We start from the raw sequence: 18,834 nt of genomic DNA, 5'->3' as shown, positions 1-18,834 counted from the left end.
GGACAGGGTGTGTCGCACTCTGCTGTGGTCTGACGCATGGGTTCACATCAGGGGGCAGATCATGTGGCGGACACATACGCCTATCTGCGGCCGGAGGCTCCGCCACGGCAGGCTCCGCCACGGCAGGCTCCGCCGCGGCGCAGGCGACGCCGATGGCCGTGGGCCGGGGCGGCGATCGTGGTGCTGGCGGCGGGGGCCGTCTGGGCGCTGCGCACCACCGGCTCGCCGGAGGAGGTGGCCGACGCCTACCTCGGCGCGTGGAGCCGCGGCGACCACGCGGCGATGCGGGAGCTGGTCGCCGACCCGCCCGCCGACTTCGAACGGCGCCACCGGCGCTTCCTCGCCGACCTCAAGGCCGAGCACCTCACGGCGCGGCGGCACGTGTCCGGCGGCGTCTTCGCCGCGAGCGCCGCGGACACCGGCGCGGTCTCCTTCCAAGCCACCGTGCAGGGCGCGGCCGACTGGACGTACGAGAGCGAACTGAAGGTCGTCGAGCGTGACCGCACCTGGAAGATCGACTGGAGCCCGGCCGCCCTCCACCCCGAGCTGACCGGGAAGCGGTCGATCCGGGTGGCGCGGGTCGAGGCCGATCCGACACCGGTCCTCGCGGCCGACGGCACCCGCGTCGACACGCCGGACACGCCCGGCTCGGTGCAGCAGCTCGTCGCGGGACTGCGCGAGACCTACCCCGACCGGTTCTCCGGAAGCGCGGCCCACCACGTCCAGCTGTACGAGGGCGGCAGGCTGCTCAGAACCCTGTCGGGGACGCGGGAGAAGGAGCCGGTGCGCACCACGGTCGACCTGAAGGTGCACGCGGCCGGCGCGGCGGCGCTGGAGGACGTGGACAAGCCCGCCGCGCTGGTGGCGCTGCGGCCCTCCACGGGGGAGATCCTGGCCGCGGTCAACAAGCCGGGCGGGTTCAACCGGGCGCTGCTCGGCAAGTACCCGCCCGGCTCCACGTTCAAGGTGGTGACCGCCGCCGCCCTCGTCGCCGGCGGGACCGAGCCGGACGCGGACGTGTCCTGCCCGGCCGAGCAGAACATCGGCGGCTTCCCGTTCCACAACGCCGGGTTCAAGGACTTCGGCACGCTGTCGTTCCGCGACGCGTTCGCGCACTCATGCAACACCACGTTCGGCGACCTGACGGTGTCGGTGCTGGGCGCCGAGCGCCTGACGGAGGTGGCGCGGACCTTCGGCTTCGGCGAGAAGATCACCCCTGGGGTGCCGGCGGTCAAGGCCGAGTTCCCCGCTCCCAAGGACGCCACCGACCTCGCCTCGGCCTCCATCGGGCAGGGCAGGGTGCTGGCCAGCCCGCTCAACATGGCGTCGGTGGCCGCCGCCATCGCCGACGGCGCCTGGCGTCCGCCCCGGCTGGTGCCGGAGGACCAGGTGCCCGACCGCACGCTGCGACCCCGGCCGCTGGAGGAGGGCGTGGTGGCCGCGCTGCGCGACCTCATGCCCGCCGTCGTCACCGACGGCACCGCGCACGCCGTGCGCTTCCCGCCCGGCTCCGCCGGCAAGACCGGGACCGCCGAGTACGGTTCAGGCGCGGAGCCGCCCTCGCACGCGTGGTTCATCGGCTACCGGGGCGACCTGGCCTTCGCCGTCGTGGTGGAAGGCGGCGGCGCGGGCTCCGAGGTGGCCGCCCCGATCGCGGCCCGTTTCCTGCGCGACCTGTCCTGATCGGCGCCCACCGCGCGGGTGACGCGCGGGCCGGCGCCGGGGGTGGCGGGGTCAGCCCGCCTTGCGGCCGGGGCGGTGAGCGCGGTCAGCCGGCCTTGCGGTCGGCCGGGGTGGTGAGCGCGGTCACCGCCGCCACCACCTCGGCGGCGTCCGACAGGTCGGGGAGCACGAGGTCGGCCCCGGCCTGGCGCAGCTCCGTCGCCGTCGAACGCCCCGAGGCCACCGCGATCATCCCGGCGCCGCCGATCCGCGCCGCCTGCACGTCACGCGCCGAGTCGCCGATCACCACCGTGTTGGCCGAGGTGAACGGCACGCCCAGGCGCGCCTTGGCCCTCCCCTGGGCCACCTGCAGCAGGCCGGCCTTCGGATAGGGCTCCTCGCCGTAGCCGCCCAGCTCGAAGTCGACGTACCTGTCGAGCTTGAACGCCTGGAGCTTGAGCACCGCGTTGCTCTTGATCGTGCCGGTCAGCACCGTCTGGACGACGCCGTCGAGCCGGGCCACGGACCGGAGCGCGTCCCTGGCCCCGGCCATCATCCGGCCCTCCTTGGCCAGCCTCCTGCGCCGGTCGGCGAAGGCGGCGGCCAGCGCGTCGAGGAAGCGCGGCAGGTGGTCGTCGTCGGCGACGACGCCGTTGACGGCCAGCGTCTCGAAAATGATCTCGGAGTCGGGCCGGCCCATCGCCGGCACCAGCTTGACCAGCGGACGCCCCGTCACGGCGCGGAACGCCTCGGCGTAGGCGTCCCTGGTCACGATCCCCACGTCGACCAGCGTCAGGTCGACGTTCCACAGCACCAAGCGGTTGATGGCAGCCTCCTGTAACCGAACCCCGCCAGGTTACTCAGGAGCAACCTGGCGGGCGGGCCGGCCGGACGAACCGGTCGGATCAGGCATGGCCGAGCGCTTCGGCGAGCGTGTCGACGACCGGGAAGCCGGTCCGCTCCAGCTCCGCCCTGGTCGACATGCCGCCGGTGTAGAGCACGGCGCGGGCGCCCACGTGAGCGGCCGCCACCCCGTCGTCGACGCTGTCGCCGATCACCAGCACGTCGCGCGGGCGCACGCCGAGCGAGAGGATGTGGGCCTCCATGTGGAGCGCCTTCTCCCCGCCGGTCACGCCGACGAGCCCGTCGACCCGGGCGAAGTGGCGGGTGATGCCGAACGAGTCGACCTTCGGCACCAGGTGCGAGTGCGGCGCCATCGAGCAGAGCGACTGCGTGCCGTCCCACGTGGTCAGCGCCAGCTCCGCGTCCACGGCCAGCCCGCAGACGTCGGCCAGCCTGTAGTAGGCGTCGTGGAAGCCGTGGTCGAGCAGCTCCCACTCGCCCTCGGTCAGCGGCCTGCCCAGCAGGCGTTCGTACGCGACCCAGATGGGCCTGGTGTAGACGGCGCGGAAGGCGTCTGCGGTGAGCGGGGGAAGCTCGTACGGCTTGAAGACCTCGTTGGTGGCTCCGACCACGGCGTCGATGTCGTGGAAGAGCGTGCCGTTCCAGTCCCACACGATGTGTTGTGTCATGTCGCGTACCAGACTAGTCAGGAGCCGAGAAGATCGGGAATCTCCTGGGTCGCGTACCACATCAGCTCGTGGGCCTCGGCGCCGTCGACGACGAAGCGGGCGTCGTCGTCGCCCTTGTCGGCGGCGGGCAGGGCGGCGACGGCCGCCGTGACGTCCGCGACCGCGTACTCGTCGTCGACGTGCACCGCCGCCACCTTGGCCAGCGGGACCGGCTCGGCGACCCGCACCCTGCCCTTCTCCCCCAGGTCGGCGCTCGCCTGGACGGCGTGGTCGGCCACCTCGGCGGCCACCACGACGCGGCGGCCTCCCCCGGCGGGCTCCGCCTCCCCCGTCGCCGCGGCGAGCAGGCGCAGGGAGGCGCGGGCGGCCTCGGTGAGTGCGACGTACTCGAGCTCCTCGGTGTCGCCGGAGGCGTACCACTCGATCAGCGCGGGCGTCACCGCGTAGCCGGTCAGCGGGGCGGGGCCCAGCTCGCCGTCCTCGACCATCCTGGCCAGCGCCGGCAGGGTGGACGGCAGGTAGACGCGCATCAGGAACCTTTCGCAGCTTGCACGGGCACCATCATGCCCGTCGCAACGGGAGCCGGAGGAGAGACTCGAGTTCGCCGATGGTCGTGTCCGCGTCGCGGTGGTGGATCCCGGCCATGCCGAGCGCGCGGGCGGCCAGGATGTTGGCCTCGATGTCGTCGATGAACACGCACGACTCGCCCGGCTGGCCGATCAGGCCGAGCGCGTGGTGGAAGATGCGCGGCTCGGGCTTGCGCATGCCGACCTCGCCGGAGATGACGACCGCGTCGAAGACCTCGTCCCAGCCGTCGCGCTCGTAGGTGTTGGACCAGGAGTTGGACAGCAGGCAGGTCTTGACGCCGTGCCCGCGCACCACGCGCAGCATGTCGTACATGGCCTCGACGCGTTCGAAACCGGCGAACATGCGGGCCAGCAGGCCCTCGGGCGCGGGCGGGACGCCGTCGAGGGTGAGCAGCCGGGCCGCCAGGTCGTGCTCGAACGCGGTGCCGTCGATCTCGCCCCGCTCCAGGGCGTGGATCAGGGTCTCCCCGTCGCCGTTGTAGGCGGCGTCGACGAGTTGGCGCATGACCTTCCGGTAGTGATCGCCGTCGATGCGGTCAGCGATGATCCACTTGGCGATGGAGTCGGTCATGCTGGTGGTGAGCACCCCGCCCCAGTCGATCAGCACCCCGGTGACCACGTTGCCTCCTTAGATCAGGTTCCAGGGTAGAGCGTCGCACAAGGGAAATTTTCGCCACCGAGCGCCCCATAACGGATCGCCGGAACGGCCTCAGCGCACGCGGGCCGCCAGCCTCCGGTGCTCGGCCGAGCGGACCACCTCGGCGGCCTTCGCGGCCGAGACGACGGGCGCCTTGCCGAGCAGGCCGCGGTTCTTCTTGAGGGTGAGGAGCCGGGTGACCGACTGGTCCAGCCGGGCCTCGGAGACGCGGCCGGACTCGACCGCCTTCAGCACCGCCTGATACTGCTTCGGCAGGTCGTTGGGCATCAGCAGCAGGTCGGCGCCGGCCAGCACGGCGCGGACCGCGACCTCGCCGTCGTCGTACTTGACCCGAGCCCCGGCCATGTTGAGCGCGTCGGTGGAGATGACGCCCTTGAAGCCGAGCTCCTTGCGCAGCAGCCCGGTCAGGATCGGCTTGGACAGCGTGGCCGGATCGCCCGACGGGTCCAGCTTGGGGAACACGATGTGCGCCGTCATGATCGCGTCCACCCCGGCGTCGATGGCGGCCCTGAACGGCGGCGCGTCCAGGCGCTCCCACTCGGCCCTGGTGTGCTTGACGACCGGCAGGCCGGTGTGGCTGTCGACCCGGGTGTCGCCGTGCCCGGGGAAGTGCTTGGCGGTGGCCGCCACGCCCGCGGCGTCGAAGCCCTTGACGGCCGCGCCGACCATCTTGGCCACCTGGTCGGGCTTGTCGCCGTACGCGCGTTTGCCGATGACCGGGTTGCGCGGGTCCACGTTGACGTCGGCCACCGGGGCGAAGTCGAGGTTCACGCCCATCGCGCGCAGCTCGGCGCCGGTCGCCCTGGCGACGTCGCGCGCCAGCGCGGGCCTGCCGGTGGCGCCGATCTCGGCCGCGCCGGGGAAGCGGGTCATCACCGCCGACATCCGCGACACCAGGCCGTTCTCCTGGTCGGTGCCGATCAGGAGCGGGACGTCCGAGGACTTCTGCAGGCCGTTGGTCAGCCCGACCACCTGCCCGACGCTCTTGACGTTGCCGGGGAACAGGATGACGCCGCCCAGATGGTACTTGGCGACGACCTTCGCAGGGGTCTGCGCGCCGTAGCGGGCCTGGTTCTCGCCGGAGACGGTGTCGGCGGCGGTGCCGTGGACGACCGGCATGAACAGCTGGCCGACCTTCTCGCGCACGCTCATCCGCGCCAGCGTCCGCCTGACCGGGTCACCGGCCGGGGCGGTGGTGCTGACGCCGCCGGTGGCGGGGGTGCCGGAGGGGACCGGCTCGGCGGTGGGGCTCGCCTGGGACGCGGGCGGTCTCGCGGCGGGGGCGCCGTCCGCCGCGAAACCGCACGCCGCGAGTGACGCCGTCAGGAGACCTGCCGTACCGATCCGTCGAAGCATGGTCCCACGCTATCCATGACCGGAGGATGTGCCGTCCCCTTTTCCCGCTCCGCGAACCCGCCGGCCCCTCCGGCCGCCCGCTCGGCTCTCGGGGAACGGCGGGCGGTCGGGACGGGCCGGTCGGGACGGGCCGGTCGGGACGGGCCGGTCGGGACGGGCCGGTCGGGACGGGCCGGTCGGGGCGGGCTGCTCAGGGCCGGTTACGGCGGGTCAGGGCGTCGAGGCGATGGTCGCGAGCGCGTCGAGGATCTCCTCCGAGCCCTCGCCCTCGGCCCTGATGACGATCTGCTCGCCCTTGCGGACGTCGAGCGCCATGATCTGCAGGATGCTCTTGCCGTTGACCGGGTCACCGCCCGTCGACCGCGCCACCGTGATGTCCATCGGAGCCTTCATCGCCGTCTGCACGAACGTGGCCGCCGGGCGGGCGTGCAGCCCCACCTCCGCGGCCACCGTCGCCGTCCGCTCCCCCATGGGACCTCCTTCTCTTCTCTGGTCCAGACCGGCCGGACCCTTCCTCACGTCCATCGGAACAGCGCGTCGCCGGCCCGCACCGCGCCCTCGGCGAGGGGGGTGACGGCGCCGTCGAGCGCGTCCAGCGCGACGACCGGGCAGACGGGCGAGCGGCCGCCCGCCTCGATCTCGGCGGGATCCCAGGCCACGACCGGCTGGCCGGCGTTGACCCTGTCGCCTTCCGTCGCGAGCAGTCGGAATCCCCTCCCTCTGAGCTGAACCGTGTCGATGCCCAGATGCACCAGCACGCCCCTGCCGTCATCTCCCACGATCACATAGGCATGCGGGTGCAACTTCACGATTTTTCCAGTTATGGGGGCAACGGCCTGGCCCGGCCCCCTGCAGGGGTCGATCGCGGTTCCCGGCCCCACCATGCCGGCCGAGAACACCGGGTCGGGCACGGCGGCCAGCCCCACCGCCGCCCCCTCCACCGGGGCGAGGACAGTCGTCATGTGTCTCGCCCTCTAGCCGATGAGATCCTCGATGTCGCCGGCGATCGTGTCGGCCTCCGGCCCGACCACGACCTGGACCACGTTCCCCGCGGCCATCACCCCGTGGGCGCCCGCGGCCCGGAGCGCGGCCTGGTCGACCTTCGACGCGTCGCGTACCTCCGTGCGCAGCCGGGTGATGCAGGGTTCGATGTCGATGATGTTGCCGACTCCGCCCAGACCGGCGATCAGCGCGTTCACGTCCGCCGCCATCAGGCCCTCCTCGTCCGTGGCTGTGACCAGGCTACTCAGGGGGCGACGGGTCGCCCCGGGGATCAGTCCGTCTGGGTGACCTTGTTCAGGCCGCGCGGCGCGTCCGGGTCGATGCCCAGCCGCCTCGCGAGCGCCTCGGTGAGCAGTTGCCCGGGGATCACGAGTCCCATCGGGGCCACCCACTCGGGCAGGTCCGGGCCGTTCAGCGCGGCCGTGCCCGCCGCGGCCAGCGCCCTGCCGCCGCCGATCGTGTACGCCGCCGCGCCCGCCGAGACGACCCGCTCGGCCAGCGCCACCGTGCCCTGGAGGGTCGGGCCGTCCTCCGCCGCGACGAGCAGCGCCGGGGTGTCCCGATCGACCACCGCGATCGGGCCGTGCAGCAGGTCGGCGTACGACAGGCCCATGGCGTGCAGGTAGCAGGCCTCTTTGAGCTTGAGCGCGGTCTCCAGCGCGGTGGAGAAGGCCAGGCCGCGGCCGGAGACGACCACGCCGTGCCGGTCGGCCAGCCCCGCCACGACGGCCTCCAGATCGCCCGGCTCGGCGATCAGCTTCTCCACGGCCTCGGGCACCCGCAGCAGGTCGCTCCGGTCCACGTCCGCGCCGAGCCCGAGCGCCAGCACGGCCAGCGCGGCGAGCTGGGTGGTGTAGGTCTTGGTGGCGGGGACCGCCTCCTCCGTCCCGGCGACCGTGCACAGCGCCAGGTCGGCCGCCTGGGCGAGCGGGCTGTCGGGGCCGCCGTTGGTGACGCCGACGGTGGCGGCCCCGCAGTCCTTGGCCCAGGCCAGCGTCTCGACGATCTCCTCCGTACGGCCCGACTGGGAGATCGCGACGGCCAGCACGCCCCCCAGGTCCAGCTTGCGGCGGTAGGTCGTGGCGATGGACGGCGCGGCGAGGGAGGAGAGCCGCCCGGCGTGCGCCTCCACCAGGTAGCGGCCGTAGACTGCGGCGTTGTCGGAGGTGCCACGCGCGATGAACAGCAACTGCCGGGTCCGCTCGCCCAGCGCCCGCACCTCGTCGATCCTGGGCAGCAGGGAGTCGAGGGTGGCTCGCAGCGCCTCGGGCTGCTCGGCGATCTCGCTGCGCATCTTGGTCATCTCGGCGATCGTTCCTCCGTGTCGGCATCGGACTTGACCCTGTTTCGCGTCCTGTGGTCTAGTCCGGACTAGACCAGTACGAACCATAGCTCATTGGACAGGCCCGATCGAGAGGAGGATCCCGTGGCCCACATCGACCCGGACAGCCCGGTGCCCAAGTACTTCCAGCTTCGCGAGATCCTGCTGGACCTGATCGACAGCGACGAGCTGAGCATCGGCGCCGCGATCCCGTCGGAGCGCGAGCTGTGCCAGCGTTTCGGGCTGTCGCGGATGACGGTGCGGCAGGCGGTCGACCACCTGGTCTCCGAGGGCCGCCTGCACCGGGTGCCGGGCAAGGGCACGTTCGTCGCCCGGCCCAAGATCGAGCTGTCGCTGCAGCTCACGTCGTTCACCGAGGACATGCGGGCCCGCGGCATGGTGCCCGGCTCGCGCGACCTCGACCGGCGGATCATGCGCGCCAGCGCCCACCTGGCCAAGGAGCTCGGCATCGCGCCGGGCGAGGAGGTCCACTTCATCGAGCGGCTGCGCACCGCCGACGGCGAGCCGCTCTCCATCGAGCGCGCCCACATCCCGGTCAAGCTCGCCCCCGACCTGGCCGATCACGACCTGACCGGCAGATCCCTGTACGAGCTGCTGGAAAGCCGCTACGGGCTGGTCATGGACGCGGGCGAGCTGACCATCGACGGCGGCATCGCCGACCCGAGCGACGCCGACCTGCTCAAGCTGCCTCCCGGCGGCGCCGTGCTGCTGCTCCAGCGCAGGTCGTTCTCCGGAGGTGTCTGCGCCGAACTCGGCGTGTCCACCTACCGGGCGGACCGCTACCAGCTGCGCACCCTACTCGAAATGCCCGCAAAGCGGGGTTGAGGGCCCGACCCGGAGGAACACCCGGTGAACGAGACCACCGCCGACCGGCCTTCGCCGTTCTCGCGCCTGATGACCGTGCTCCAGAGGCTGGGCCGCTCCCTGATGCTGCCCATCGCCGCCCTCCCCGTGGCCGCCCTGCTGCTCCGCTTCGGCCAGCCCGACATGCTCGGGTCCAACGGCGCCGAGCCTGGCGGCCTGGCCGACGTGGCGGGCTTCGGCTGGATGACCGAGGTCGCCGCGGTCCTGGCGGCGGCCGGCGAGGCCCTGTTCGAGAACCTCCCGCTGCTGTTCGCGGTGGGCGTGGCCATCGGCTTCGCGCGCAAGTCCGACGGCACCACGGCTCTCGCCGCCGTGGTCGGCTACCTCGTCTTCGACCGGGTGAGCAAGGTGATGTTCGCCGGCTCGGCCATCCGCGACACCGTGACCCTGCGCGAGGTCCAGGACCAGGGCGTCATCGAGATCATCAACCACGGCATGCAGAACCCCACCAAGGTGCTCGGCGGCATCCTGATGGGGCTGGTCACCGCCATGCTCTGGCAGCGGTTCCACCGGATCAAGCTGCCGTCATGGCTGGCGTTCTTCGGCGGGCGGCGGTTCGTGCCCATCCTCGCCGCGTTCGTGGCGCTCGGGCTCGGCGTGCTCATCGGCTGGGTGTGGCCGATCCTCGGCGAGTGGATCGGACAGGCCGGGGAGGCGCTGACCACGCTCGGGCCGCTCGGCACCGGCCTGTACGGGCTGATCAACCGGCTGCTCATCCCGCTGGGGCTGCACCACTTCGTCAACTCGATCGTCTGGCACGTGGTGCCGACCTGCGAGGTGGACGGGCGGACGCTCGGCGGCGACTGGAACTGCTACTTCGGCGGCGCGCCGGAGTCCGGCCAGTTCATGGCCGGGTTCTTCCCCGTCATGATGTTCGCGCTGCCCGCCGCCGCGCTCGCCATGTGGCGGGCCGCGCCCCCGCACCGGCGGGCCACCGTGGGCGGCATCATGCTCTCGGCGGCGCTGGCCTCCTTCGTCACCGGCATCACCGAGCCGATCGAGTTCGCGTTCATCTTCGTCGCACCGCTGCTGCTGGCCGTGCACGCCGCGCTCACCGGGCTGGCGATGGCGCTCACCACGCTGATCGGCGGGCAGCTCGGCTTCGGTTTCTCGGCGGGGCTGCTCGACCTGCTGCTCAACGTCGGCAAGTCCAACACCCAGAACGTGCCCGGCATCCTGCTGCTCGGCGTGGCGTACGGGGCGGTCTACTACGTCGTGTTCAGCTTCCTCATCCGGCGGCTGAACTTCATGACCCCCGGCCGCGAGCCGGAGCCCGACGTGGACTCGGGCGAGGCCACCCCGATTCGGTCATGACGTCACGGCCGGTCCCCCGGTCCGCAACCCGGGGCGTCGCGGGGCGCCACCGCTCCAGGTCGTGGTGATCTTCTCCTCCATCCCCCGCGAACCGGGGCACTGATCAGGGAAGTTGGCGGGCCGTGTATCCCGGGGCGTGACCGGAATCTCTTAGTACCGTCTCTCCCCCGAACTCCCGGAGGCCCGTGATGTCGCCCTTTCCCGAGGTCCACGGCTCGCTCGCGCTCGACACGCCCCTCGTCTGGGGACCGCCGGGCGCCCTGCCCGACGAGCGCCGGCTCCGCCAGCTCGGGCAGGCCCTCGCGGAGGTCCTCTCCGGCCGCCGCCCCCCGGAGACGGTCGCCGACCGCCTCACCGACCAGGCCCACCGCGAGCTGGTACGGGCCGGCCGGATGCTCGACACCCGCCGCCCGCCCTTCGTCGGCGTCCCCCACGTCAAGGAGCCACGCGACGGCGTGGTGGAGATGTGCCTCCTGGTCCACTGCGGCGAGCGCGACCACGTGCTGGCCCTGCGTCTGGAGCGCCGGGGCGTCCAGTGGCTCTGCACGGACTTCGAGACCGCCTGACCGCCCCCGCGTGGCCCGGGAAGGCGAGACCCCCGCCCGGTGAGCCGGGGCGGGGGTCTCGGTGCCGCGTGTCAGTTGTTGGCGTTCTTCGGGTCGCCGTGGCAGCGCTTGTACTTCTTGCCCGAGCCGCACGGGCACGGCGCGTTGCGCTCGACGTTGCCGTAGGCGGCGCGCTCGGCCTGGGTGGTGCGGACGCGGGTGTGCTCCACGTCGCCCTGCTCGCCCGGAGCGGTGTACTCCAGCTCCGCCGGACGGTCCGGACCGCGCAGGCCGCGGGCGATGATGGAGCGCGTCTCGGCCAGCATCGGGTCCTCCTGCTCCTCGACGATGGGGTTCTCCTGAACCTCCACCTCCAGGTTGAACAGGAAGCCCACGGAGTCCTCCTTGATGCCCTCCAGCATCGCGTTGAACATCTCGTAGCCTTCGCGCTGGTACTCGATCTGCGGGTCCTTCTGCGCGTAGGCCCGCATGCCGATGCCCTCACGGAGATAGTCCATCTCGTAGAGGTGCTCGCGCCACTTGCGGTCGAGGACCGACAGGATGACGCGCCGCTCCAGGTCGCGGGTCGCCTCGGGGCCCCACTCCTCCTCGCGCCTCGCGTACGCCTCCAGCGCGTCGTTCTTGACGCGCTCCCTGATGAGGTCGTCGGTGATGTTCTCCTGGCCGCCGGCCTCCTCGATGAGGTCTTCGAGACTGACCGAGACGGGGTAGAGGCCCGCGAACGCCTTCCACAGCTTCTCGAGGTCCCACTCCTCGGCGAAGCCGTCGGAGGTGGCGCCGTCGACGTAGCCGTCGATGACGTTGCCGATGAAGCCCCTGACCTGGTCGTGCAGGTCGGCGCCCTCCAGCACGCGCCGGCGCTCGGCGTAGATCACCTTGCGCTGGCGGTTCATCACCTCGTCGTACTTGAGAACTTCCTTGCGGATCTCGAAGTTCTGCTGCTCGACCTGGTGCTGGGCGGAGGCGATGGCCTTGGAGACGATGCCCGACTCGATCGGCTGCTCCTCGGGGATGTTGAGGCGATTCATGATCAACTCGACCTTGGCCGCGTTGAACAGGCGCATCAGGTCGTCGCCGAGCGACAGGTAGAAGCGGGACTCGCCGGGGTCGCCCTGACGGCCGGAACGGCCGCGGAGCTGGTTGTCGATGCGGCGCGACTCGTGGCGCTCGGTGCCCAGCACGTAGAGGCCGCCCAGCTCGGTGACCTCGTCGTGCTCGGTCTTCACCGCGGCCTTGGCCTTCTCCAGCGCCTCGGGGTAGGCCTTCTCGTACTCCTCCGGGGTCTCGACCGGGTCGAGGCCGCGCTGGCGCAGCTCCACGTCGGCGCGGAACTCGGGGTTGCCGCCGAGCATGATGTCGGTGCCTCGACCGGCCATGTTGGTGGCGACGGTGACGGCGCCCTTGCGGCCCGCCTCGGCGATGATCGACGCCTCACGCGCGTGGTTCTTGGCGTTGAGCACCTCGTGGGTGACGCCGCGGCGCCTGAGCGCCTTGGACAGCCGCTCGGACTTCTCCACCGAGGTGGTGCCGACGAGAACCGGCTGGCCGTGCTCGTGGCGCTCCTTGATGTCGTCGACCACCGCGTTGAACTTGGCGTCCTCGGTCTTGTAGACGACGTCGGGCTGGTCCTTGCGGACCATCGGCCGGTTGGTCGGGATCGGGACCACGCCGAGCTTGTAGGTCTGGTGGAACTCGTTGGCCTCGGTGGTCGCGGTGCCGGTCATGCCGGCGAGCTTGTCGTACAGGCGGAAGTAGTTCTGCAGGGTGATCGTGGCGAGGGTCTGGTTCTCGTCCTTGATCTTCACGCCCTCTTTGGCCTCGATGGCCTGGTGCATGCCCTCGTTGTAGCGGCGGCCGTGGAGGATGCGGCCGGTGAACTCGTCGACGATGAGCACCTCGCCGTCGGCGACGATGTAGTCCTTGTCCTTCTTGAACAGCTCCTTGGCCTTCAGGGCGTTGTTCAGGAAGCCGACGAGGTGGGTGTGCTCGGGCTTGTAGAGGTTGTCGATGCCGAGCCAGTCCTCGACCTTCTCCACGCCGGACTCGAGGATGCCGACCGTGCGCTTCTTCTCGTCGACGATGTAGTCGCCGGTGCTCTCCTCGCCGGGGTTCTTCGCCTCGACGCCGCGGCGCAGCCGCGGGACGATCTTGGCGAACTCCTGGTACCACTTCCCGGACTGCTCGCCCGGGCCGGAGATGATCAGCGGAGTCCTGGCCTCGTCGATGAGGATCGAGTCGACCTCGTCGACGATGGCGTAGTTGTGGCCGCGCTGCACGCACTCGTCGAGGCCCCACGCCATGTTGTCGCGCAGGTAGTCGAAGCCGAACTCGTTGTTGGTGCCGTACGTGATGTCGGCGAGGTACTGCTTGCGGCGGTCGTCGGGCGTCTGGCCGGACAGGATCACGCCGACCTCGAGGCCGAGGAAGCGGTGGACCCGGCCCATGTTCTCGGCGTCGCGCTTGGCGAGGTAGTCGTTGACCGTGACGACGTGCACGCCCTTGCCCGACAGCGCGTTGAGGTAGGCGGGCAGGGTGCAGGTCAGGGTCTTGCCCTCACCGGTCTTCATCTCCGAGATGTTGCCCAGGTGGAGGTTGGCGCCGCCCATGATCTGCACATCGAAGTGGCGCTGGCCGAGCACGCGGCGCGCGGCCTCGCGCACGGTGGCGAACGCCTCGGGAAGCAGATCGTCGAGCGACTCGCCATCGGCGTGGCGCTGCTTGAATTCCTCCGTCAGAGCGCGCAACTCCGCGTCGGACAGGCTCGTGAAGTCGTCCTCGATGGAGTTGACCTGATCTGCGATCCGCTTGAGCTTGCGCAGAGTCTTGCCCTCGCCGGCACGTAGGATCTTGTCGAGAATGGCTGCCACTTTATGTAAAGCTCCTCGCAGGTCTACCCCGGCGGCGCCGCCGAGAGGAGAGGCCGAGACAAACTTCCCCGCTGCCATCGTAGGCCGTTCTCCAACCAGACACAGCCACCGTGCCGACAAGGGCACAGGACTTGTCTGGGAGAATGTTGTGAGGGCAGATGGTACGCCGGTCAAAGACCGGTTCGCCCCGATAACCGGGATATCCGGGCAAGGAGGGATTTGTCATGGTTGAAGGCCAGAAGTCTGAGCAGACCGAGAACCTGGGAAGCCACGGCGGCCGCGCGTCCTCATGGCTGGCCGTGACGGTGATGCTGATCGGGTTCACGGTCGGCGGATTCGGTCTGACCATGGACAACTGGATGGTCGTCTGGATCGGCGTCGGCCTGTTCGTGGTGGGGGGCATCCTCGCCCTCGTCTTCGACATCTTCACCGACGTGGTGATCGACGCGCCCCGCGCGGGCATGCACGCCGAAGACCACCGCTGACATATCCCTCGGGTATGGGGCTCCCGTCGAGGCGGCCCCTCCGAGACACCCTCGACGGCGACGGGTCTTAAGCCTCTCAACGCGGGCCCGCCGCCGCTTCATTCCCCGGCGTTCTGTCAGTGGCCGTGACTAGCATTCCGGCCATGCTCCCCCGTACGGAATCGCAGACATGACTGACCTGACCCCCGACGAGGCGCGCCGGCTGGTCCTGCGGGCCCAGGGTCTGCTCGGCTCCGACGGCCGCCGCGGCGGGGTTCACGGCATGCTCCGCAGGCTCGGCGCGGTCCAGCTCGACACCATCTCGGTGCTCGCGCGCTCCCACGAGCTCGTCGCCTACGCCCGGCTCGGCGCGGTGGGCAGGCCCGCCGTCGAGCGGGCCTACTGGGACGAGCCGGCCCGCAGCTTCGAATACTGGTGCCACGCCGCCTGCATCCTGCCGATCGAGCACTGGCCGCTCTTCGCCTTCCGGCGGCGCGCCTACCGCGAGCGCCGCTTCCGCTGGCACGAGGTGCCCGACAGCGTCGGCAAGCTGCTCGACCAGGTGCGCGAGAGCGGCCCGCTGACCACCTCCGACGTGGGCGGCGCCAAGAACGGCGGCCCGTGGTGGGACTGGTCCGACTCCAAGATCGGCCTGGAGTGGCTGCTCGACATCGGCGAGGTCGTCTGCACCCGCAGGGTCGGCTGGCGCCGCGTCTACGACCTCGCCGAGCGCGTGGTGCCCGCCGAGCTGCTGGCCCAGGAGCTCTCCGACGAGGAGTGCGTCACCCGGCTCGCGGCCATCGCCGGCCGGTCACTCGGCGTCGCCACCCGGGGCGACCTGATCGACTTCCTCCGGCTGCAGGGCCGCACCAGCGCGCTGCTCGACGAGGCCCTGGCGAGCGGCGCCGCCGGGCTGACGCCGGTGCGCGTGCACGGCTGGCCCGCCGCCAGGGCCGGACGCAACGGCGCCGGCGGCGGACCCAACGCCTGGGCCGACCCGGCCGCGCTGGAGTCCGAGCCGCGCGGCCGCCACCGCACGACCCTGGTCTCGCCGTTCGACTCGCTGATCTGGCACCGCGGCCGCACCGAGCGCGTCTTCGGCTTCGCCTATCAACTTGAGCTGTACGTGCCCAAGCACAAGCGGGTGCACGGCTACTTCACGATGCCGGTGCTGGCCGGAGGCCGTCTGATCGGCCGCGTCGACCCGGCCCGCGAGGGCACCACGCTGGTGGCCAGGCAGCTCAGCCTGGAGCCGGGCCTGACCAGCGCCCGATGGGTGGAGGCGATGCGGGAGGCGCTCTGGTCGGCCGCCGCCTGGGTGGGCTGCGACGCCGTCCGCGTCGAACGCACCGACCCGCCTCAGCTCGCCGCCGCGCTCAACACGGCACCCGCCCTTTGAGCCCCGGCCGGCCCCCGCCCGTCCTCAGTGGGGGCGGGCGGGGGGAAGCCGGGTCACGTGATCTCCAGCATGCGCTCGCGGACCGCGTACACCACGGCCTCCATGCGCGAGTGCAGCTGCAGTTTGTCCAGGATGTTGCGGACGTGGTTCTTCACGGTGTTCTCGGAGATGAACAACTGCTTGGCGATCTCCCGGTTGTTCATGCCCTTGGCGACCAGCCGCAGGACCTCCATCTCCCGGTCGGTCAGGCGCGGGACCGGGAGCTGCGCCGGGCGCTCGGTCCCCTTACGGCTCATGTTGGCGAACTCGCTGATGAGCTTGGCCGCCATGGCCGGGTTGATTAACGACTGACCTTCGTGGACGCCCCGCACGGCCGCCGGCACGTCGTTGATCTGGACGTCCTTGAGCAGATAGCCGGTCGCGCCTGCCTTGATCGCCTCGAAGAGGTCCTCCTCCTCGTCGCTCACCGTCAGCATGATGATGCGGGTGCTCGGCACCGAGGCCTTGATGCCCTTGGTCGCCTCGATGCCGTCCTGCCTCGGCATGCGCACGTCCATCAGCGCGACGTCGGGCATGAGGCGGTCGGCCAGCTCGACCGCCTCCTGCCCGTCGCTCGCTTCCCCGACCACCTCGATGTCAGGCTCCGCGGCCAGCGCCAGGGCCAGGCTGCGCCTGATCAGCTCGTGATCGTCCACGATCAGCACACGGATCGGCTCGCCGCTGGAGGGGCGCGCCTCGCCGGAGTCGGTCACAGGGCCTCCTTGATCCGCCTCGCGACCGTCGTGTCATCGATCCGCTCGCCCATCCTCGCCTGACTGAGCTCGCTCACGTCTCCTCCTCGTCGGGGGGCCAGAGCCGTCGGACCGCCATGATCGCACGTGTGCCGCGGTCCTCGGGTGGTCCGAGAAGATCTTTCTGGCGGTCCGTCAGGGCTCTACGAGCCGCAGCACGCCGTAGTTGTACCCACGACGGTTGTAGACGACGGACGGAAGACCGCTCTCCTTGTCACGGAACAGATAGAAGTCGTGGCCGACCAGCTCCATCTCGAGGAGGGCCTGGTCGATGGTCATGGGCTCTGCCTTGTGGAACTTCTCCCGGACGATCAGAGGGCCGTCGCCGTCCATCTCGATGGGGACGATGTCGTCGTACTGCTTCTCGTCAGGCAGCCGGTCCTCCTCGGACTCGACCTCCGCACGGGCCGGCTCGGCCTGCTGGGGCAGGGGCGCGGCCAGGTCGGGCACCCCGGCCGTGAACTCCGCCACCGAGGCGGGCTTGTGGTTGCCGTGATGGACCTTGCGCCGGTCGGCGAGCCTGCGCAGGCGCCCTTCCAGCTTGTCCATCGCGATGTCGAGGGCGGCGAACCGGTCATCGGCGCAGGCCTCCGCGCGGATGGCGGGCCCGCGGGTGTGAATGGTCAGCTCGACCCGCTCTCGCTGGTCGGCCGCCCGGACGTTGCGCTCCTTCGACACCTCCACATCGACTCGGATGAGTTTGTTGTCCAGACGCTCGATCCTGGCCAGCTTGGTTGTCACCTGGTCGCGGAACCGATCACTCACTCCTGTGTGCCGGCCCTTGACGATGATGTCCATGCAACAGCCCCCCTTCGCCTAACGACTGAGATAGAGCGCCCGACGACCTGCCAGGTGCCGGGCGGGGTCCAGTCCGGTCTGCCTTTCTGTCACGCTTACCCTCTTCCGACTCCTCGTCACCGGAAACGCGGATGGCACCCGTCCGGCCGACCTGGTCTTCGACCCCACATCCGCCTGCTGAGGGTTTCGCAGCTCTGATGCCACTACCGCCCTTCTCTCCTGACGGGGGACATCTGGACCCCCGGGGAGGCAGGACTTACCCCTAAGCCGCACCGTGATCGGTCGACGAAAAGTCGCCTTACGTGGGCCGTTTCGCCTGCGGCTGGCATCGGCTAGCGGAGCCGGGTGCTCCGGCTCTGCGCAACCACGGACCCGAACGGGTGCCATGTTCAGACGCTATCCGGATCGGCGGCGAATGTCAGCCGGGACGAGCCTCAAACGATCACTTTCCGTGATTTTCTCGCCGGGTTACGGTCTGATCAGATGCCGGGATTGGTCCCTCGCCGCCCTGTACGGGAAGAGATGTCATGGCCCTGAGCTGCTTGATCGGCCTCTCCTTGGCACGGAAATGTAGCCCTGGAGGGAGAAGGCATAGACGATCTTGCTCACTCACGGTCACCGTGACCATTTCGTGAGCTTCGGCGTGTCGCGGCGACGGTGACGGCCAGGGGCACGGCCGCTCCCGCCTCCCGCAGGGCCCGCGCGGCGTCGGCGAGCGTGGCCCCGGTCGTGACCACGTCGTCCACGATGACCACCCGGCCACCGGAACGGCCCCGTACGAGAGCTTCCGGCGGAGGGAGGCCGCCGGGAGGACGTGGGCGGGTGGAGTCGTCCAGGAGGCGGATCGCGTCTGGTGGTACGAGGAAGGAGCCGGCCAGGTTGGCCACCCGGTCGGCGGAGCTCAGCCCTGACTGGTCGGCCACCTTCCGGCGCTGCCGCAGCGCGGGCCAGAGGAGGGCGGGAACTCCTTGGCGGCGCAGACGGCGCACCACCCGGTCCGCCAGCGCGGCCATGTGATCATGGCCCCTCCCCCTGACCGCCGCCCGGCCGCTGGGCACGGGCACCACGATCACCGTCACCCCGGCCGGCCCGCACGCCCTCGGAGCGCTCCGCCCGGGACACGCGGGACGGCCCTCCCCCGGGCCCCTCGGAGCGCTCCGCCGGGGATGTGCGGGACGGTCCTCCCCCGGGCCCCTCGGAGCGCTCCGCCGGGGATGTGCGGGACGGTCCTCCCCCGCGCTCGGAGTGCTCCGCCGGGGACGCCCGGGATGGTCCTCCCCCGCATCCTGGATGGCGCCCACGAGGCCCTCAGCGTCCAGATGAGGATGGCGCAGGGCGGTGGTGAGGGTGAAGGCCAGGAGATCGGCCAGGCTCCCCGCCAGGGCCGCCTCGCCCCGCTCCTTGTAGGCGATGACCGCCACGCGCGCGACGCCCGCGTACGGCGAGGCGGACCAGCACGCGGGCAGCCCGTCAGGGACGGGACTCGGCATGCGGCAGGCGGGATCGGCGAGGCGCGCCAGGCAGTGATCGCACAGGCGACCCCCTGGGGCGCCGCAGCCCAGGCACGGCTGCGGCAGGACGGCATCGAGCAGAGCGGCGAACACCGCCCCAGAATGCCGCCCGCCACCGACA

At 71.0% G+C, this 18,834-nt stretch carries 19 protein-coding genes; 6 read left to right on the top strand and 13 right to left on the bottom strand.

Annotated features, from left to right (window positions below; all coding sequences use genetic code 11):
- The first annotated feature begins 63 nt into the window (after positions 1–63).
- Positions 64–1,683, top strand: a complete 1,620-nt coding sequence (locus OUY22_RS05330; protein ID WP_270153619.1) for a penicillin-binding transpeptidase domain-containing protein — start codon at positions 64–66, stop codon at positions 1,681–1,683.
- Between the two features lie 85 nt (positions 1,684–1,768).
- Here OUY22_RS05330 and OUY22_RS05325 read toward each other — a convergent pair whose 3' ends face one another.
- The 9 genes from OUY22_RS05325 to OUY22_RS05285 form a co-directional block, all read right to left on the bottom strand.
- The gene (locus OUY22_RS05325; RefSeq protein ID WP_270153653.1) at positions 1,769–2,476 is read right to left on the bottom strand and encodes an HAD family hydrolase; all 708 of its coding nucleotides are present in this window, start codon (positions 2,474–2,476) and stop codon (positions 1,769–1,771) included.
- 91 nt (positions 2,477–2,567) lie between these two features.
- A complete protein-coding gene (locus tag OUY22_RS05320) occupies positions 2,568–3,194 on the bottom strand; it encodes an HAD family hydrolase (protein ID WP_270153617.1) in 627 nt (208 codons plus the stop codon).
- Positions 3,195–3,211: 17 nt separating this feature from the next.
- Positions 3,212–3,724, bottom strand: coding sequence for a DUF6912 family protein (locus OUY22_RS05315; RefSeq protein ID WP_270153616.1), 513 nt, complete (start codon positions 3,722–3,724; stop codon positions 3,212–3,214).
- Between the two features lie 31 nt (positions 3,725–3,755).
- Positions 3,756–4,400, bottom strand: a complete 645-nt coding sequence (locus OUY22_RS05310; protein ID WP_270153615.1) for an HAD family hydrolase — start codon at positions 4,398–4,400, stop codon at positions 3,756–3,758.
- Between the two features lie 90 nt (positions 4,401–4,490).
- A complete protein-coding gene (nagZ, locus tag OUY22_RS05305) occupies positions 4,491–5,795 on the bottom strand; it encodes a beta-N-acetylhexosaminidase (protein ID WP_270153614.1) in 1,305 nt (434 codons plus the stop codon).
- A gap of 210 nt (positions 5,796–6,005) precedes the next feature.
- Positions 6,006–6,266: an HPr family phosphocarrier protein gene (locus tag OUY22_RS05300; protein ID WP_270153613.1), complete on the bottom strand. Its 261-nt coding sequence runs from the start codon at positions 6,264–6,266 to the stop codon at positions 6,006–6,008.
- 44 nt (positions 6,267–6,310) lie between these two features.
- The gene (locus OUY22_RS05295; protein WP_270153612.1) at positions 6,311–6,757 is read right to left on the bottom strand and encodes a PTS sugar transporter subunit IIA; all 447 of its coding nucleotides are present in this window, start codon (positions 6,755–6,757) and stop codon (positions 6,311–6,313) included.
- 12 nt (positions 6,758–6,769) lie between these two features.
- The gene (locus tag OUY22_RS05290) at positions 6,770–7,006 is read right to left on the bottom strand and encodes a glucose PTS transporter subunit EIIB (RefSeq protein WP_270153611.1); all 237 of its coding nucleotides are present in this window, start codon (positions 7,004–7,006) and stop codon (positions 6,770–6,772) included.
- A gap of 62 nt (positions 7,007–7,068) precedes the next feature.
- A complete protein-coding gene (locus OUY22_RS05285; RefSeq protein WP_270153652.1) occupies positions 7,069–8,091 on the bottom strand; it encodes an SIS domain-containing protein in 1,023 nt (340 codons plus the stop codon).
- A gap of 132 nt (positions 8,092–8,223) precedes the next feature.
- On the opposite strand from OUY22_RS05285, the gene OUY22_RS05280 reads away from it, so the two are divergent.
- The 3 genes from OUY22_RS05280 (at position 8,224) to OUY22_RS05270 (ending at position 10,883) form a co-directional block, all read left to right on the top strand.
- The gene (locus OUY22_RS05280) at positions 8,224–8,964 is read left to right on the top strand and encodes a GntR family transcriptional regulator (RefSeq protein WP_270153610.1); all 741 of its coding nucleotides are present in this window, start codon (positions 8,224–8,226) and stop codon (positions 8,962–8,964) included.
- A gap of 24 nt (positions 8,965–8,988) precedes the next feature.
- A complete protein-coding gene (locus tag OUY22_RS05275; RefSeq protein ID WP_270153609.1) occupies positions 8,989–10,317 on the top strand; it encodes a PTS transporter subunit EIIC in 1,329 nt (442 codons plus the stop codon).
- Positions 10,318–10,505: 188 nt separating this feature from the next.
- Entirely contained in the window at positions 10,506–10,883 is a 378-nt protein-coding gene (locus tag OUY22_RS05270; protein WP_270153608.1) for an Rv3235 family protein, read from the top strand.
- A gap of 71 nt (positions 10,884–10,954) precedes the next feature.
- Here the strand turns inward: OUY22_RS05270 and secA are convergent, their stop codons facing one another.
- Positions 10,955–13,750, bottom strand: a complete 2,796-nt coding sequence (secA, locus tag OUY22_RS05265; protein ID WP_270153607.1) for a preprotein translocase subunit SecA — start codon at positions 13,748–13,750, stop codon at positions 10,955–10,957.
- Between the two features lie 224 nt (positions 13,751–13,974).
- On the opposite strand from secA, the gene OUY22_RS05260 reads away from it, so the two are divergent.
- Together OUY22_RS05260 and OUY22_RS05255 are read left to right on the top strand one after the other, a co-directional pair.
- Positions 13,975–14,235: an HGxxPAAW family protein gene (locus OUY22_RS05260; protein ID WP_270153606.1), complete on the top strand. Its 261-nt coding sequence runs from the start codon at positions 13,975–13,977 to the stop codon at positions 14,233–14,235.
- Between the two features lie 169 nt (positions 14,236–14,404).
- Positions 14,405–15,613, top strand: a complete 1,209-nt coding sequence (locus OUY22_RS05255; protein ID WP_270153605.1) for a winged helix-turn-helix domain-containing protein — start codon at positions 14,405–14,407, stop codon at positions 15,611–15,613.
- A gap of 53 nt (positions 15,614–15,666) precedes the next feature.
- Here OUY22_RS05255 and OUY22_RS05250 read toward each other — a convergent pair whose 3' ends face one another.
- The 3 genes from OUY22_RS05250 to OUY22_RS05240 form a co-directional block, all read right to left on the bottom strand.
- Entirely contained in the window at positions 15,667–16,365 is a 699-nt protein-coding gene (locus OUY22_RS05250; protein ID WP_270153604.1) for a response regulator, read from the bottom strand.
- Between the two features lie 174 nt (positions 16,366–16,539).
- A complete protein-coding gene (gene hpf, locus OUY22_RS05245) occupies positions 16,540–17,202 on the bottom strand; it encodes a ribosome hibernation-promoting factor, HPF/YfiA family (protein WP_270153603.1) in 663 nt (220 codons plus the stop codon).
- Between the two features lie 605 nt (positions 17,203–17,807).
- Positions 17,808–18,806 (bottom strand): ComF family protein, encoded by a 999-nt coding sequence (locus tag OUY22_RS05240; RefSeq protein WP_270153602.1) that lies wholly within the window; start codon positions 18,804–18,806, stop codon positions 17,808–17,810.
- Between the last annotated feature and the right edge of the window lie 28 nt (positions 18,807–18,834).

Origin of the sequence: Nonomuraea corallina, assembly GCF_027620315.1 — a bacterium.
GTDB classification, from domain to species: Bacteria; Actinomycetota; Actinomycetes; order Streptosporangiales; family Streptosporangiaceae; genus Nonomuraea; species Nonomuraea corallina.
The sequence above is the reverse complement of the archived record's forward strand: the minus strand, read 5'-3'. Positions and strand labels throughout refer to the sequence as shown.